The 15,446-nt window shown below is 64.9% G+C and carries 17 protein-coding genes; 6 read left to right on the top strand and 11 right to left on the bottom strand.

The annotated features are described in order from the left end of the window. The first annotated feature begins 231 nt into the window (after positions 1–231). The 3 genes from V9K97_RS26855 (at position 232) to V9K97_RS26845 (ending at position 2,910) form a co-directional block, all read left to right on the top strand. Entirely contained in the window at positions 232–549 is a 318-nt protein-coding gene (locus tag V9K97_RS26855) for a hypothetical protein (protein WP_258506251.1), read from the top strand. A 485-nt stretch (positions 550–1,034) separates the two neighbouring features. Continuing rightward, positions 1,035–1,472 (top strand): hypothetical protein, encoded by a 438-nt coding sequence (locus V9K97_RS26850; RefSeq protein WP_337321880.1) that lies wholly within the window; start codon positions 1,035–1,037, stop codon positions 1,470–1,472. Positions 1,473–1,905: 433 nt separating this feature from the next. Further along, positions 1,906–2,910 carry a metal-dependent hydrolase gene (locus V9K97_RS26845; protein ID WP_337295769.1) on the top strand — a complete coding sequence of 335 codons (1,005 nt, stop codon included), beginning with the start codon at positions 1,906–1,908 and terminating at the stop codon, positions 2,908–2,910. A 120-nt stretch (positions 2,911–3,030) separates the two neighbouring features. Here the strand turns inward: V9K97_RS26845 and V9K97_RS26840 are convergent, their stop codons facing one another. The 9 genes from V9K97_RS26840 to mltG all read right to left on the bottom strand — a co-directional run bounded on the left by V9K97_RS26840 (position 3,031) and on the right by mltG (position 10,137). Next, positions 3,031–3,471: a hypothetical protein gene (locus tag V9K97_RS26840; protein ID WP_443304318.1), complete on the bottom strand. Its 441-nt coding sequence runs from the start codon at positions 3,469–3,471 to the stop codon at positions 3,031–3,033. Between the two features lie 53 nt (positions 3,472–3,524). Then, positions 3,525–4,421, bottom strand: a complete 897-nt coding sequence (locus V9K97_RS26835; protein WP_337321878.1) for an alpha/beta hydrolase — start codon at positions 4,419–4,421, stop codon at positions 3,525–3,527. A gap of 393 nt (positions 4,422–4,814) precedes the next feature. Further along, positions 4,815–5,297, bottom strand: coding sequence for a DUF2726 domain-containing protein (locus tag V9K97_RS26830; protein WP_258506160.1), 483 nt, complete (start codon positions 5,295–5,297; stop codon positions 4,815–4,817). 156 nt (positions 5,298–5,453) lie between these two features. After that, a complete protein-coding gene (locus V9K97_RS26825) occupies positions 5,454–6,131 on the bottom strand; it encodes an ankyrin repeat domain-containing protein (protein WP_337321876.1) in 678 nt (225 codons plus the stop codon). Then, entirely contained in the window at positions 6,128–6,937 is an 810-nt protein-coding gene (locus V9K97_RS26820; RefSeq protein ID WP_337321874.1) for a TatD family hydrolase, read from the bottom strand. Before V9K97_RS26820 ends, V9K97_RS26825 begins: the two co-directional genes overlap by 4 nt. 119 nt (positions 6,938–7,056) lie before the next feature. Next, a complete protein-coding gene (locus V9K97_RS26815) occupies positions 7,057–7,434 on the bottom strand; it encodes a PilZ domain-containing protein (RefSeq protein ID WP_055806688.1) in 378 nt (125 codons plus the stop codon). Beyond that, positions 7,431–8,450, bottom strand: a complete 1,020-nt coding sequence (locus tag V9K97_RS26810) for a DNA polymerase III subunit delta' (protein WP_337321872.1) — start codon at positions 8,448–8,450, stop codon at positions 7,431–7,433. The genes V9K97_RS26815 and V9K97_RS26810 overlap by 4 nt, the downstream gene beginning before the upstream one ends. After that, entirely contained in the window at positions 8,447–9,106 is a 660-nt protein-coding gene (gene tmk / locus V9K97_RS26805; RefSeq protein WP_337321871.1) for a dTMP kinase, read from the bottom strand. The genes V9K97_RS26810 and tmk overlap by 4 nt, the downstream gene beginning before the upstream one ends. After that, complete coding sequence (mltG, locus tag V9K97_RS26800) at positions 9,103–10,137, bottom strand: endolytic transglycosylase MltG (RefSeq protein WP_337321870.1); 1,035 nt, start codon at positions 10,135–10,137, stop codon at positions 9,103–9,105. Before mltG ends, tmk begins: the two co-directional genes overlap by 4 nt. Before the next feature lie 131 nt (positions 10,138–10,268). Between mltG and ygfZ the strand changes: the two genes are divergently transcribed. Together ygfZ and V9K97_RS26790 are read left to right on the top strand one after the other, a co-directional pair. Further along, positions 10,269–11,195: a CAF17-like 4Fe-4S cluster assembly/insertion protein YgfZ gene (ygfZ, locus tag V9K97_RS26795; protein WP_337321868.1), complete on the top strand. Its 927-nt coding sequence runs from the start codon at positions 10,269–10,271 to the stop codon at positions 11,193–11,195. 148 nt (positions 11,196–11,343) lie between these two features. After that, positions 11,344–12,270, top strand: coding sequence for a hypothetical protein (locus V9K97_RS26790; RefSeq protein ID WP_337321866.1), 927 nt, complete (start codon positions 11,344–11,346; stop codon positions 12,268–12,270). Here the strand turns inward: V9K97_RS26790 and V9K97_RS26785 are convergent. Both V9K97_RS26785 and V9K97_RS26780 read right to left on the bottom strand, forming a co-directional pair. After that, entirely contained in the window at positions 12,264–13,145 is an 882-nt protein-coding gene (locus V9K97_RS26785) for a YbgC/FadM family acyl-CoA thioesterase (protein ID WP_337321865.1), read from the bottom strand. The genes V9K97_RS26790 and V9K97_RS26785 overlap by 7 nt on opposite strands. Beyond that, positions 13,142–14,107: an alpha/beta hydrolase gene (locus V9K97_RS26780; RefSeq protein WP_337321863.1), complete on the bottom strand. Its 966-nt coding sequence runs from the start codon at positions 14,105–14,107 to the stop codon at positions 13,142–13,144. Before V9K97_RS26780 ends, V9K97_RS26785 begins: the two co-directional genes overlap by 4 nt. A 68-nt stretch (positions 14,108–14,175) precedes the next feature. Between V9K97_RS26780 and V9K97_RS26775 the strand changes: the two genes are divergently transcribed. Beyond that, positions 14,176–15,312, top strand: coding sequence for an iron-containing alcohol dehydrogenase (locus V9K97_RS26775; RefSeq protein WP_337321861.1), 1,137 nt, complete (start codon positions 14,176–14,178; stop codon positions 15,310–15,312). Positions 15,313–15,446 lie beyond the last annotated feature (134 nt).

The following is a 15,446-nucleotide window of genomic DNA, read 5'->3' as shown; positions in this document are numbered from 1 at the left end:
ATGGGTTTTTCTCCTCGCTCCGTGGTCTGACAGGCCGCTCTTCGGCGGCGGGCGGATCATAGCCGCCAGATCGTGCGGGACGCGCGTTGATCCTCGCGAACCGGCTCCACGGGCCTGTCATAGGCACCGCTGCCGAGGCTTTGTCCTGCGCTTGCACGCCTCGCCGGCTGGCACGTGCACCCGGTCGCACGGAGATCATTGCTAGCACCAGCGTGCGAGAAAGGAATGCCAATGACGAAGAGCGTAGAAACTCAGACAGGACAGAGGGATGAGCGCGTTGACGTCGGCGACTTCGTGAATCTGGAAGACAGGGGCACCACGCTGTTCGTGCGGGTCAAGCGTATTGATGGCGAAACATCGGTACCGGTGGCCATTGCGCGCGCCACGCTTGAAGCCTGTTTCGGAGCGGGACCGGGCGAGAAGGATCTCGCCCATGCATACCTGGTCCATCGAGCGGTGATCAACGCCAAGGTGTTGGAGCTCGCGCCAGCCGGCGACGTGTACACGGACGCCAACCCGATGCTTTTGGGAGCGGGCGACTTCGAGTAGCGTGGTTTATCCGTCTTGCCTAGAGCGAGCGGGGAGCGCAGTGAAGGCTGATCGTGAAGACGAGCCGTTGAGCCGTAGATCTTGCTCAGTTTGAGCGTCCGTCTCATTGAAGGTCTTCGCTCGAACGGTGCGCGATATCACCGAGAAAAATCGAGCCAGAGCCGTCGTCCGGTGGCCCGACCTAAACTGCCACAATGCCGTCAGAGCAGCTTCGGGATAGCTGTGCAACAAGTTCAAGGACGGAAGCTCTTTCCCGTCGGATCTCACCTGATGTTCTTCTCTAAGAAGCCTAAAAAGCGATCTCCCCGGCTTCTGCAGATCGCAGAGTATCTCGACCTTGTCAGCGGGGGTCTGGTGGGCGCTCTGAAATTTCGGACGGGGCGAAAGCCGCTGCGCTAGGTCTGGCTCGTGATGTTTGGGGTTCGCTGGGCCTAGGGGACTGGGCCGAAATCGACCCTGCCGCGGTCACCGCATGGCGCAGCAAGGTGAATGGCCATGTTCTTGTTCATGTACCTGCCGTTGCGGCCGACTGCTTTCTGATCGTTTGGCTTGGCAGCGAGCCGGTCGCACCGGATTCGTACATCCTGTTTGACGTAGGGGCTGAGTATGTGAGCGCGACGTTCTCATGCCCAGCCCTTGAACTCGCTGGTGCTGCCAATGAAGACGACATTCGCCGAGCCATCCCCGAGCTGCCTGGCAAACCCGATCCGTTCGCCGTCTTGGAGCTGCGCGGTGGCACCTACATGCAGGTTTACGCCGATGAACAAGGCTTTCATCTGGAGCATCAATTGGTGACTACCGCGGCGCACTACCGCTGCGTCGACATCGTCGGACCCGACGAAGCGGTTGAGGCATTTCTTTCCTACGCTTTCGGAAACTACGAGTGGGCGTACAAGAGGCGCTGGGAAAGAATCGCTCTATGAAAGCAAGGCTTGCGCTCGGCCAGAACCGGCCCTTCGTTGAGGCCAACCGATAGGAGACCAATGCAGCAACAGGTTGGACATTCGGGACCTATGCCTTCATCGTCAGCTATGGCGTGGTTCTCTTCCTTCTGTGCGCGTTGTTGTTCCCCGATAGCTTGCGAGACTATGAAAGCTACGAAGATTATTTCTACGCGCACCGTGCGTGGTTCTTCGGCCTGCTGGCCGCGACCTTCCTGCTGGATGTCGTCGATACCCTGATCAACGGCGAGGCTCACTTCCAAAAGTTCGCGTCGGGGGCATCATCCCCGTGTGCATGGCCCAAGCTGCGATCCCCGAACCTCACCGCTTCCTTGATGCGCACGTGTGTGTTGATGATGATCCGCCGAGCCGATTTGAAGCCCAGTCGCAACCCACCTTGGGGTAGCCTTGGCCCGTGGACTCCGTTTCTCAAATTGTCTTGGGCGCATCGGTCGGCCTGGCCACCATGGGCCGTCGCACGGCCGCGTGGAAGGCCGCTCTCTGGGGCGGGTTGGCCGGCACATTGCCCGACCTGGATGTGTTGATCGACCAAGGCGACGCCTTGCGAAACATGGTGCTTCACCGTGCGGAGTCGCATTCCCTGTTCTGGCTGACGCTCGCATCGCCCGTTCTTGCCGGATTGCCCGCATTGCTGCACGGCGAGCAAGCCGGATTCCGGCGTTGGTGGCTCGCGATGTGGCTGGCTCTGGTGACGCACCCGCTGCTGGACGCGATGACGGTTTATGGCACGCAGTTGCTGCTGCCGTTCACCAACTACCCCTTCGGCGTGGGCAGCATTTTCATCATTGACCCGCTCTACACACTACCGTTGCTGGCAGGCGTAGTCCTCGGTGTGACGCGCCGCCAATGGCGGGGCCTGCCATCGGTGCATGCGGGCCTTGTGCTGTCGACTGCCTACTTGGCGTGGAGTGCGGCTGCGCAATGGCACGTGCGCACCATGGCGCAGGAGTCGCTCGCCGGGGAGGCCCAGCCAGCCGCAATACTGGTCACTCCAACACCCTTCAATACATTGCTGTGGCGCATCGTGGCCATGCGACCGGACGGGAGCTACGACGAGGGCTTCCGCTCGCTACTGGACGGCTCCCGGCCGATCCAATGGGCGCGTTTCGCCGCGCCGCCGGTGTCCGCGGCCGTGAGCACGCTGCCGCCTGTACAACGGCTCGCGGCGTTCTCGCACGGCTTCTACAAGGTGCATGCACGCGGCGGACGGGCATGGGTCACGGACTTGCGCATGGGTCAGGAGCCGAACTACAGCTTCTCGTTCGTCGTGGCAGAGGAGCAAGGCGGGGTGTGGCGTCCCGTAGTTCCGCGCAACGAGGGGTCGCGAGGAGACGTGCGGCGGGGACTGGCGTGGGTCTGGGAGCGAATGTGGGGTTCGAACGTCCCAGCCCCAAGGTGAGGCGCTGAAGACGCCCGAATGATCTTCATTGGCGCAGTTTCTGCAGCTCAAGCAGGGCTGGCCTGGATCGACACACTGAAGGACTTCTCGGAAGACCTGCACGGATCGACATCACCAACATCAATCGCGATCCTCGTAGTAGCGGCGGTACTGCTCGCGTTCCCATTGCTGGCGACGCCACTCACGGCGCTCCGCGCGGCGCTCTTCCCAGCGTTGCGCGCGGCGCTCCTCCCAACGAGAGCCAGGTTCGTAGTAGACAGGTGCCGGTACGGAGTAAACCGGCTGCGCAGGCTGGTAGTAGGTCGGGGCCGGCCTCGAGTAGACAGGCGCCGGCTCGTAATAGACCGGTGCGGGTTCGCTCACGACGACGCCGGGTAAGTTGATCCCAATGGACCAGTTGGTGCCCGCATTGGCCGATGCGGCGGTGAACAAGGCTGCGGCGGCAACGAGACTTGCGGCACCCAACTTGAGAGCGGCTCGGGAAAAAGTCATTTCAACTCCTGAGGGCGAGAAATAGCCCTGACGCTCAACCAACGCCTTGCCGTGCGGTGCCGCGTACATCGCGATGGTGAAGAACGTTCACAAATGTCACACAGCCAATGAAGCCAAGAGCCTTACCCGGCGACGTACCGCTCCAAAAATGCAATCTGATCACGCACCACCTCTTCGAAAAGATCGTGGTAGACATCGAAGTGACCGCCGTGATAGCGCCTCACCTCGCCGCTCGGCGCGCGCCCGCCGACCCAAGCCTGGAACGCGGGGTTGGCATAGACATCCTCTTCGGCGATGGCGACGAGCACGGGAGCCTTGATTCGTTCGGCAGTCCCGTCGCGATAGCGGGGCGGCGCCAGATAGAAGCGTGGCGTGAATTCGTTGCGCCAGGTCGGGCTTCCTTGGACCAGGGCATGAAATCTCTCCTGCAGCGCGGGTTCGGTGAATATCGCGAGCTCGCCAGGTTGGCCGAACACCTTCACATAGCAGGGAGACAGTCCGAGCAATCCTCGCAGCCCGTCCCATGCGGCTGCGGCAAGCAGCCTCGCGACTGTCGAGGACGGAATCGCGATCGTCGCCCGCGCCTCCTTGCGTACGAAGTCGAGTCCGGGAACCTGCGCGATGACTGCGGCGACCCCGGGATCGCGAGAGGCAATGTCGATAACGTGACCTCCGCCCAATGATGTGCCCCAGAGCGCGATCCGCCCCGTGTCGATGTTTGCCTGGGCGCGGACAAAGCGAAGAGCGGCCATGATGTCCTGCCGCTGCCGACGGACGCTGATGAGCTGCCGCGGGAGCCCCTGGCTTTCACCAAAATGGCGATAGTCGAACGTGAAAGCCGCAATTCCCACGGAGGCGAACCTTTCGGCAAATTGCGGCAGCATCCAGTCCATGGTCCCAGAAAAGCCGTTGCACAGAACGACGCACGGCAAGGACGACCTCGGCTTCTCGGGCCAGTAGAAGCATCCCGCGCATTCGACGCCCCGCGACTCGAAAGTGACCCGCACACGCTCGATCATTTGCGCCTCGTTCTCCAGTCAAGCATTGAAAGCTGAGGGCTTGGCGGTCCGCCGCCCATCGACGTATGGCACGCCCGCTTCGAGCCAAGCTACGGCCAACTCAGGCCGATATGGAGTAGGGCGATCCAAGCCTGACATCACGACCTCCGAGCCGAGGCAACTTCCAGACGTATTCTGAGAGCGGCGATGCAGGACCATTATTCGTTGCATAGCTATGGGTCTCCGGCTGACTGCGGCCGCCACCTTGAGTGAGGAGGGACCTGAAGTCGCACGACGAATAGACGGCTGGGCCCGTCAGTGCGAACTCAGCACATGTCATTTAACATAATGCACATTGTGTTATTTATGGGGAGGTCGACAGACCCTGCAGCCAAGCCCTGAATCCCGACCCCCTCAGGACCCCATCGGATTCACCGAAGCCATCGTCGGATCGAAATCAGCCTCCACGCGTCCCACATCCGGCACCCTCGGATATCGCAGCACGCGGTAGCCAGCCTCGACCAGCAGCGCATCCCGGTCCAGGTCGCGTTGCGACTTGCCCTTGCTGTTCTTGTCGCCGAGCGCCACCACGGCCACGACCTTGAATGAACGGTCGCACACGACAAAGTCGGCGATCTTGCGGCTGAACGAGCTTCGTGCGGCGCGCGTGCGGGCCGTGAGCAGCGCGCCAAAGCTGACCTGCGGCAGCACCACCAGGTCCGGCAGCGTTTGCACGAGGCGGTTGTACATGGCCTGTTCGCGCGCAGTAAGCGGCGGCCGTGCCTTGGGCTTGTCGACAAAGCCGCTGCTGCTTTGCGCAGACCTTTTTCTTGCGAGCGCCACGAACACCAGGAACCCGATGGCCAACAAAAAGACCATGAATAGAAACGTATTCATCTCTGCTTCTCCTTCTCCGCAGAGTCTCGCATGACTGCGCAGGCGCCCTTTTGGGTGTTTTGCCGGACCTGTGCCGGCGCGTCGGATTCAGCCCTCGTATCGAGGAAAGTGGCGCAGCGCCTGGTGCGCAAGCCGCGGCCAATCAGGCCGCGGAGCTCACCATTTACCGTCTTTGGGAATCGCTTGAGGGGTCGGCTTTGCGCCGGCAGCAGCCGTGATGAGTTGCGCGGCTTCGGGCCGATTGGCCTTGGTCGCGAAGTCGACCGCGGTCATGCCGAGCTGGTTCTTCATGGTGGTGTCCGCGCCCTCGGCCAGCAGCAGCTTCACGGCTTCGGTAGATCCATACATCGCGGCCATCATGAGCGGCGTGGTGCCGTTGGGCGACTGCGCATCGATGAAGGCGTAGTTGTCGAGCAGCACTTTCATGATGCTCAACTGGCCGCTGCTGGCGGCATAGTGCAGCGGCGTCCAGCCGGTCTTGTTGACGGCGGCGTCGCGCTTGAGCAGCTGGGCGACGATGTCTTGCTGGCCCTTGATGGCGGCCAGCATCAGCGGGGTTTCGTCCTTGGCGTTGGCAATGTCGACGTCGGTTTGCGGCGACTCGAGCAGCACTTGGGCGACCTTGGGCGACGGTTCGCGCAGCGCGATGATCAGGCCGGTCTGGCCGTGTTCGTCTCGCGTGTTGGGGTCGAAACCGCGCTGCAGCAGGGTTCGCACGCCGCTGGCGTTGTCTCCGCGCACGGCCCGGAAGAAATCTTCGAACGAACCGGCGTGTGCGGTAAAAGTTGCTGCAGCGACAGCCAGATAGAAGAACTTCTTGATGTAATTTCTCATTTTGTTTTTACTCCCTTGAACAGCGTTTCGAAGTTGTCGCTCGTAGCCGCTGCGACTGCTTCGATGGGCAGCTTGCGCAGCTCGGCAATCTGCTTTGCGACGTACGGCACGTACGACGGATTGTTGGTCTTGCCGCGGTACGGCACCGGGGCCAGATAAGGGCTGTCGGTCTCGATCAGCATCCGGTCCAGCGGCACAAAGGCGGCCACGTCGCGCAGGTCCTGTGCCTTCTTGAAGGTCAGGATGCCTGAAAACGAAATGTAGAAACCGAGGTCGAGCGCCGCGCGCGCGACCTCCGCCGTTTCGGTAAAGCAATGGAACACGCCGCCCGCGGCCTTGCCGGAGCCGTCTTCGCCCTCCTCCTTCAGGATGGCCAGCGTGTCGGCCGAGGCTTCGCGCGTGTGAATGACCAGCGGCATGCGGGTTTGCTGCGCGGCGCGAATGTGCACACGGAACCGGTCGCGCTGCCATTCCATGTCGGAAATACTGCGCCCGCCCTTCCGTTCTTCCATCTGGTAGTAGTCGAGGCCGGTCTCGCCGATGGCTACTACCTTGGGCAAGGCTGCACGGCGAATCAGGTCATCGACGGTGGGTTCGGCGATGTCCTCGTTGTCGGGGTGCACGCCCACGCTGGCCCAGAAGTTGTCGTAGCGGGCCGCCAGGGCCTGAACGTCATCGAACTCTTCGAGCTTGGTGCAGATGCACAGGGCCCGGTCGACCTGCGCTTCGGCCATGGCTGCGCGGATTTGCGGCATCTGGTCCGCGAACTCGGGGAAAGTGAGGTGGCAGTGGGAATCGGTGAACATGGCGCTGATTGTCTGGCTGATGCCAGGGACACCGAGGAACCGGCTTTGCCGGGCCTCTGGTGTCGCCCCCGGTCAGGGGAAAGGCGCGCGACACGGAGTGCGCGCAGCCTGGAGGCGACCTAGATGGTTTGTGTCGGCCGGTCGGAGGCCATCGAGCCACCGAGCGCCGCCTCGATGCGCGCCTTGAGCTGGCGCGACTTTTCGTCGGACGGGAACCGGATGCCGACGCCCGGCGCCCGGTTGCCGGCGGCGCGCTGCGGCGTGATCCATGCGACCTTGCCGGCGACGGGATAGCGCTGCGGGTCTTCGGGCAGCGTCAGCAGCACATAGACGTCGTCGCCCAGCCGGTATTCCCGCGAAGTCGGAATGAAGATGCCGCCTTCGGCAAACAGCGGAATATAGGCGGCGTAGAGCGCACCCTTCTCCTTGATGGCGAGCTGGATCACGCTCGGCCGTTGAGGCGTTGCGGCGGCGGCTGGGGCGGCGGGTTGGTTCATGGTCGGCGAGGAACAGAGTTTAGGGTGGTTCGCGCCTCGCTCACAAGCGCTTCCAGCATCAGCCCGGCATTGAAGGGGTGTTCGGCGGTTCTTGCGGCGTTGGCGAGCGACTTGGACCAACGCGCCAGCGCCAAGTGCGAAGGCACTGCCGCCGGCAGGTCTGCCGCCTCGAAGAACCGCGGTTCGGCACCGCTGCCGACGGCCATCAAGTCATGGCAGAGCTTCTGCAGTGCGCCGATGGCTTGAGAGGGTGCCTGGTCCGCCAGCGCGGCGACGTCTCCACGCAACACTGCCTTTGGCAACAGAGACCAGGCCTTGGGCGACTGGCCGGAGTGCGCGAGCCGCAGCGCATCGCTGGGCCGGCCGCCGGCCGCACGCAGCAAGGCGGTGGCGTCGGCGGCAGGTACGTCGTGCACACCCAGCCACGCTTCGGCCTCGGCCGTTGCGGGCCATGGCAGCGTAAAGCCGAGGCAGCGGCTGCGAATGGTCGGCAGCAATTGCCATGCGGCCTCGCTCGCCAGCACAAAGCGAACGTCGCCGACCGGCTCTTCGAGCGTCTTGAGCAGCGCATTGGCAGTGATGGTGTTCATGCGCTCGGCGGGGTACACCAGCACCACCTTGCCGCGGCCGCGGGCGCTGGTGCGCTGGGCAAAGCCGACCGCGTCGCGCATGGCTTCGACGCGGATCTCGCGGCTGGGCTTGCGCTTCTTGTCGTCGATGTCGGCCTGGGCTTTTTCGTCGAGCGGCCAGCCGAGTTCCTGCATGGCGACTTCAGGCATCAGCACGCAAAGGTCGGCATGGGTTCGAACTTCGATGGCGTGGCAGCTGGGGCACTGGCCGCAGGCGGTGCCGCCCTCTTCCGCCGGCTGTTCGCACAGCCAGGCGGCGGCAAGTGCCAGCGCAAGTTCGTACTGGCCCAGGCCCGAAGGCCCCTGCAGCAGCCAGGCATGGCCGCGCTGGCGCAACAGCTCTGCGAGCGGTCGGCGGAGCCATGGTGAAAGCTGCGGCGCGCTCATCGGGTGACCCCGGTCGCGGGTGCCAGCGCGCCGCGCGCGACAAGTGCCGCTTCGACCTGCTGCCAGACCTGGTCGCGTGTCTGGCTGGCGTCGATGCGAACGAAGCGCTGCGCATCGGCGGCCGCGCGGGCCGCATAGCCCGCCGCCACACGCCGGAAGAACTCGACCGGCTGGGCTTCGAACTTGTCGGGCAAGCGCGCTCCGGCCAAGCGCTGGGCGGCGATTTCGGGCGCCAGGTCGAACCACAGCGTGATGTGAGGCTGCAGCAGCGCTGCCGCTCCCCTGCCCCCTTGCACCCATTGCTCCAGCGTCGACAGCACCTGCGCATCGAAGCCGCGGCCCGAGCCCTGGTAGGCAAAGGTGGCGTCGGTGAAGCGGTCGCACAGCACCACGTCGCCACGGGCCAGCGCTGGCTCTATCACTTGGGCGACGTGATCCCGCCGCGCCGCGAATACCAGGAGCGATTCGGTCAGCGGGTCCATCGGCTGTTCGAGGATGAGCCCCCGCAAGGTTTCCGCGAGCGGCGTGCCGCCGGGTTCGCGCGTGCGCACCACCGTGCGGCCCTGCGCTTTCAGGAGTGCCTCCATCGCGTCCAGATGGCTGGACTTGCCCGCGCCGTCGATGCCCTCGAGCGTCAGAAACAAGCCTTCACTCATTGCGCGACCTTCGGTTTGGGTTCGCCATTGCTGCCACCACCACCGCGCTGGTAGCGGTTGACCGCGCGGTTGTGCTCGTCGAGGGAGGTGCTGAACTGGCTGGTGCCGTCGCCGCGCGAAACAAAGTACAGCGACTTGCTTTGCGCCGGCTGCACCGCCGCCAGCAGCGCGGCCTTGCCCGGCATGGCAATGGGCGTGGGCGGCAGGCCGCCGCGGGTGTAGGTGTTCCAGGGCGTATCGGCCTGCAGGTCTTTCTTGCGCAGATTGCCGTCGAAAGTGGTGCCCATGCCATAGATCACGGTCGGGTCGGTCTGCAGCGGCATGCCGGTGCGCAGCCGGTTGACGAAGACGGCGGCAATTTCGGAGCGATCCTTGGCTTTGCCTGTCTCCTTTTCGACAATACTGGCTAGGATAAGTGCCTCATCGGCCGTTTTGATCGGCAAATCGGCCGCCCTGGCCGCCCAGGCGGCTTCGAGCTTCTTGTCCATGGCCCGCATGGCGCGCTGCAGCAGCGCAATGTCGGTCGAGCCCTTCGAATAGGTGTACGTGTCGGGGAAAAAGCGTCCCTCCGGGTGCACGCCGGGCCTGCCGAGCTTGGCCATCAGCGCGTCGTCGGGCAGCCCGACGGTTTCAGGCTTGAGCTGCTCGGCCTTGGCAAGGGCGGCGCGCACCTGCCGGAAGTTCCAGCCTTCGACCAGCACCAAGCTGCGCGTGGCTTCTTCGCCGCGCACCAGCACGTTGAGCAGCATCTTGGGCGTGATGCCGCGCTCCAGCTCATAGCTGCCGGCGCGAATCTGCCGGTCCTGGCCAGAAACGCGGAACCACAGATAGAGCAGTTGCGGCTGCACGTCGGCGCCGGCATCGGCCACCGCCTGCGCAACGCCGCGCGGCGTGGTGCCCGGCTCCACGGAAAGGTCGAGGCTGGGTGCGGGCAGCCTGAGCGGCTGGTGCACCCACCACAAACCGGCAGCGCCGAGACCGAGCGCACCCAGGGCGGCAAGCAGAAAGAGCGTAAGAAAGAAGCGGCGCACGGGTCCGATGGAATAGCGGAGAAAAGAAAACCGAATCGAGGATCCGGTGCGAAAAGTCGGTGGCCTTGCGGGAACAACGGCAAGTTTCCCTGCGGACCGGACGGAACGGCTTCGACCATGATAATTCAGCGATGACTACTGTCGTTCTCAATGGTGTTACCGCCCTCTCGCACCTTGGCGTGATTCGCGCCGAAGGACCGGATGCCGCCGGCTTTTTGCACGGCCAGCTCACGCAGGATTTTTCGCTGCTCGGCGCCACCGAGGCCCGCCTGGCCGCCCTTTGCACCGCCAAGGGCCGCGTGATTGCCAGCTTCATAGGCATTCGGCCGCAGCCCGACCTGGTGCTGCTGGTCTGCAGCAAGGACATTCTGGCCGCCACGCTCAAGCGCCTGTCGATGTATGTGCTGCGCGCCAAGGCCAAGCTCACCGATGCCACGGACCAGTTCGCGCTGTACGGCCTTGCCGGTACCGCGTTGACCGGCAACGGGCTCGATGCCGCCGCCCTGCCCGGCCAGCGCACCGCCATCGGCACGGACATCAGCTCCGTTTCGCTCTACCCGGCCGACGGCGTGCCGCGCGCACTGTGGATTGCCCCCGCAGGCAACCCAGCCCCCGCTGGACCGTCGCTCGACGCGGAGCTCTGGCAATGGAGCGAGGTCCGCAGCGGCATCGTGACGGTGACCACCCCGGTGATCGAGGCCTTCGTGCCGCAGATGATCAACTACGAATCGGTCGGCGGCGTCAATTTCAAGAAGGGCTGCTACCCGGGCCAGGAGATCGTCGCGCGCAGCCAGTTTCGCGGTACGCTGAAGCGCCGCACCTACCTTGTACAGGCCGATGCGCCGGTGAGCGCGGGCCAGGAAGTGTTTGCCGCCAGCGACGCCGACCAGCCTGTGGGTACGGTGGCTCAGACCGCGCCGGCCCCGGGCGGCGGCTGGGCCGCGCTGATCTCCATCCAGATCGCGGCGCTTGAAACCGGCGGCCTGCATGCGGGCAGCGCCGACGGCCCGGAGCTCACGGTGGAGCCGCTGCCGTATCCGTTGCTCGAAGACATCTAGACCTTGCCCCCAACCCCAGCGTCCCTGAAAACGGACGCCCGGCGCTGCCCTGAAAGAGGCAGCGCTATTTTTTTGCGCGCGTTTAACCCTGCCTCCGGTGCTGCTCCGTAGAAGCCCTACCGATCCACTCCCGGCAAGGAAGACCACCATGAAGCGCAGACTCATCTTCTCGACAGCCCTCGCATTGGCCGCCCTCCCGGCTTGCGCTGAAAGCCCGATACGGCCGCCCTCGCCGCCTTTGACGTACGACCGCCTCGGCTCGCTCATGCAGGTGAGCGTGGTCGACCGCGCCACGGGCCGCGAGCTGCCCATCTACCGGTACCGCGGTGAATACTGGGTGGCTGGCCGGCCCGGCTCGCGCTACGCGATTCGCGCGCGCAATGCGATGGGCGAGCGTGTCATGGCCGTGATGTCGGTCGATGGCGTGAACATCGTCACCGGCGAAACCGCGGGCGTGCTGCAGAACGGCTATGTTTTTTCAGGTGGCGAGCGCAGCGACATCACGGGCTGGCGCAAGAGCGATTCGCAGATTGCGGCCTTCGAATTCACGTCGGTGGGCAACTCGTACGCGAGCCGCACGGGCCGCCCGGCCGACGTGGGGGTGATCGGCGTCGCACTGTTCCGCGAGCGGGTGCCTGTGCCGCCCGCGCCGCCTATCGTGTTGCCGCAACGAGACGGCTACGGCAGCAACCGCGAGATGGAGCGCCGCAGCGAGGCGCCGTCCGCCGTTGCGGAGGCCGCGCCGGCCGCACCTGCGGCACAGTCCCGCTCCGCCGACAGCGCCCTCGGCGCCGAATCCGCTGCATCGGCCAAGGGTGGGCTCGCCCGGCCATCGCCAAGCCTGGGAACCGGACACGGCCGGCGAGAGACATCGCATGTGGGCCACACCACCTTCGAGCGCGCGCAGTCCACGCCCGACGAGGTGGTTCGCATCCGCTACGACAGCCGCGAGAACCTCATTGCGGCCGGCGTCATTCCGGTGCCGCCTCCGCCGCGCTGGCCGCGTCCCGAAGGCCCGTCCGCCTTTCCGGGTTCGGAGATGGGCTATGTGCCCGACCCACCGGCTCGTTATTGATTGAGCGTGCGCCGCATCTCGATGTGCGGGATGCCGGCTTCCTCGAAGGGCTCGCCATGCACGGTGTAGCCCAGCCGCGCATAAAAGCGCTCCGCGCTGCGCTGGGCGTGCAGGCCGATCTCACGATCGCCGCGCGCCCTGGCGGCCTCCTCGAGCGCCTGCATCACCGCGGCGCCGTGTCCGCCGCTGCGCAGCGCGCGGTGCACGGCCATGCGGCCGAGCATCGCCGTGCCGTCGACGGCATCGAGCAGCCGCCCGGTGGCAATCACCTGGCCGAGCCGGTTGCGCGCCACCGCATGCAGCACCACCGCATCGTGCTCGTCCCACTCCAGTTCCTTGGGAATGTTCTGCTCCTCGATGAAGACGGCGCGCCGCAGCGCGCTCGCCCCTTCGCCAAGGGTTTTCCAGTCGCCGGTTTCCACGGTGCGCATCGGCTCGCCGGCTTCGAAGCCCGTGAGAATTTCGCGCAACAGAGGCGGCACCGGCTTGGAGGTCTGCGTGGCCGGGTCTGCAAACACATAGACCAGTTCGCAGCCCACCAGGTATTGGTCCTGCCGAAACAGCGCGCCTTGAAAGACCATGGACGAATTGCCGATGCGCGCGCACTTCATGCCCACGTCGATCACGTCGTCCATGCGGGCGGAGGCCTGAAAATCTATCGTGGCCTTGCGCACATACAGGTCGCCGCCCAGCGCATGCATGGCCTCTTCGTAAGGCAGTGCAAGCGCGCGCCAGTAGTCGGCAATGGCGGTGTCGAAATACATCAGGTAGTGCGCGTTGAACACGATCTTCTGCATGTCGACCTCGGCCCACCGCACGCGCAGGCGGTGGAAGAAACGGAAGTCTTTTCTCTGGGGGATGGTTTCTTGGCTCATGGCTTCAGTGCTTCTTTGAGTGCGCGCGCTGCATCGTCCTGCGCCTGCAGCGCTTCAGGAATCGCGCGGCCCATTTTCAGGAATTCGTGGATCACGCCGCGATAGATTTCAAGATCGACCGCCACGCCCGCGGCACGCAGCTTGTCGGCGTAGGCAATGCCTTCGTCCACCACCGGGTCGCATTCGGCCAACCCGATCCAGACCGGCGCCACGCCCTCGACATCGTCCGCCAGCAGCGGCGCAAAGCGCCAGTCGTCGCGGTCGGCCGGCGTGCGCACGTACTGGCCGAAGAAATAGTCGATCAGCGCCTTGGTCAGCAGCGGCCCGTTGGCGTACAGCTGGTGCGAAGGGGTGTCCTGGTGGCCGGTGGTGCCGGGATAGATCAGCATCTGCAGCGCGAGCGGCAGGCCCGCGTCGCGCGCAAGAATGGCGCACACGGCGGCCAGCGTGCCACCGGCGCTGTCGCCGCCCACCGCAAGGCGGCCGGTGTCGAGGCCGAGGCGCGCGCCGCCGTTCGCGACAAAGGCGAAGGCGTCCCAGGCATCGTCGGAGGCCGTCGGAAACTTGTGCGCGGGTGCCAGGCGATAGTCGACCGATACCACGGCGCAACCGCTCTTCAGGCTGAGCACCCGGCACAGCGTGTCGTGCGTGCGGATGTTGCCGACCGTGAAGCCGCCGCCATGAAAGTACACCAGCACCGGCAGCCTGGCCGACGACGGCGCGTAGAGCCGCGCCGGAATCTCGAAGCCGTCGCGCGCGGTAATGCTGAAGTCTTCGATACGCGCGAGGTCGGGCTTGGGCACCTCGAGAACGCCGGCGCCCTTCTCGTAGGAAGCCTTGGCCTCCTCGGGCGTGAGCTGGTCCAGGCTCGGATGGCCCGCACGGGCCATGCGCTCGACCACGCTCGCCATCTTGGCGGTCAGCAATGTGCCCGACGCGACAGCGGCAAGGGTTTTGTTCATGTGCAAGACTGTTTGCTCTTGTTAGATTCGAATGGTCGGCAATCGTACCGCCCCACGCATCAACGCCCATGGCCCTCATCCAATACCTCACCCAGATCCAGTTCGAGTTCGGCGCCATCAAGCTGCTGCCCAGCGAATGCGCGCGCATAGGCATCACCCGCCCGCTGATCGTGACCGACGCGGGTGTGCGTGCCGCAGGCGTGCTGCAGAAGGCGCTCGACGCCGTTACCGATCTCGAGGTAGCGGTGTTCGACCAGACGCCTTCCAACCCCACCGAGGCTGCCGTGCGCGCGGCTGTGGAGCTGTATCGCAGCGCCCGCTGCGACGGGCTCATTGCCGTGGGCGGCGGATCCGCCATCGATTGCGCCAAGGGCGTGGCGATTGCCGCCACGCATGAAGGCCCGCTCAAGACCTACGCGACCATCGAAGGCGGCTCGCCAAAAATCACTGACCGCGTGGTGCCGATCATTGCAGTGCCCACCACCAGCGGCACCGGCAGCGAGGTGGCGCGGGGCGCCATCGTCATCGTCGACGACCACCGGAAGCTCGGCTTTCACAGCTGGTTCATCATGCCCAAGGCCGCCATCTGCGACCCTGAACTCACGCTCGGCCTGCCGCCCCGCCTCACGGCCGCCACCGGCATGGACGCGATCGCGCATTGCATGGAAACCTTCATGTCGGCCGCCTTCAACCCGCCGGCCGACGGTATTGCGCTCGACGGCCTGGAGCGGGCCTGGCTGCACATCGAACGCGCCACCAAGGACGGCAGCGACCGCGAAGCGCGCCTGAACCTGATGAGCGCGTCGATGCAGGGCGCGATGGCCTTCCAGAAGGGCCTCGGTTGCGTGCACTCGCTGAGCCACAGCCTGGGCGGGGTCGATCCGCGCCTGCACCACGGCACGCTCAACGCCCTCTTCCTGCCGGCGGTAATTCACTTCAATGCAGGTGCCGAATCGGTGCAGAAAGAGCAGCGGCTACAGCGCATGGCGCAGGCCATGCACCTCGACTCGGCCGGCGATCTCGGCGACGCGATCCGCGACATGAATGCGCGCCTCGGCATGCCCAAGGGCCTGGGCGAGGTAGGCGTAACGCCTGACCTGTTCGAAAAGATCATCGACGGTGCCATGGCCGACCATTGCCACAAGACAAATCCGCGGCTGGCTACGCCCGACGACTACAAGGCGATGCTCGAAGCTTCGATGTAGGGCTGTCTTTTTTTCGGGGCAGGTTGGGGGTTGTTCGGGGGCGTTGTTGTTCAGGGCGCGCACCCGCCGACGGGGTACCTTTCTCCGCGAATGTCCCCCGGGGCTGCGCCCCTCCTCCTTTATTTCGCTGCGCA

This window comes from Variovorax sp. CCNWLW186 (assembly GCF_037203865.1).
GTDB lineage: Bacteria > Pseudomonadota > Gammaproteobacteria > Burkholderiales > Burkholderiaceae_C > Variovorax.
This window is presented reverse-complemented; position numbering and strand designations above follow the sequence as displayed.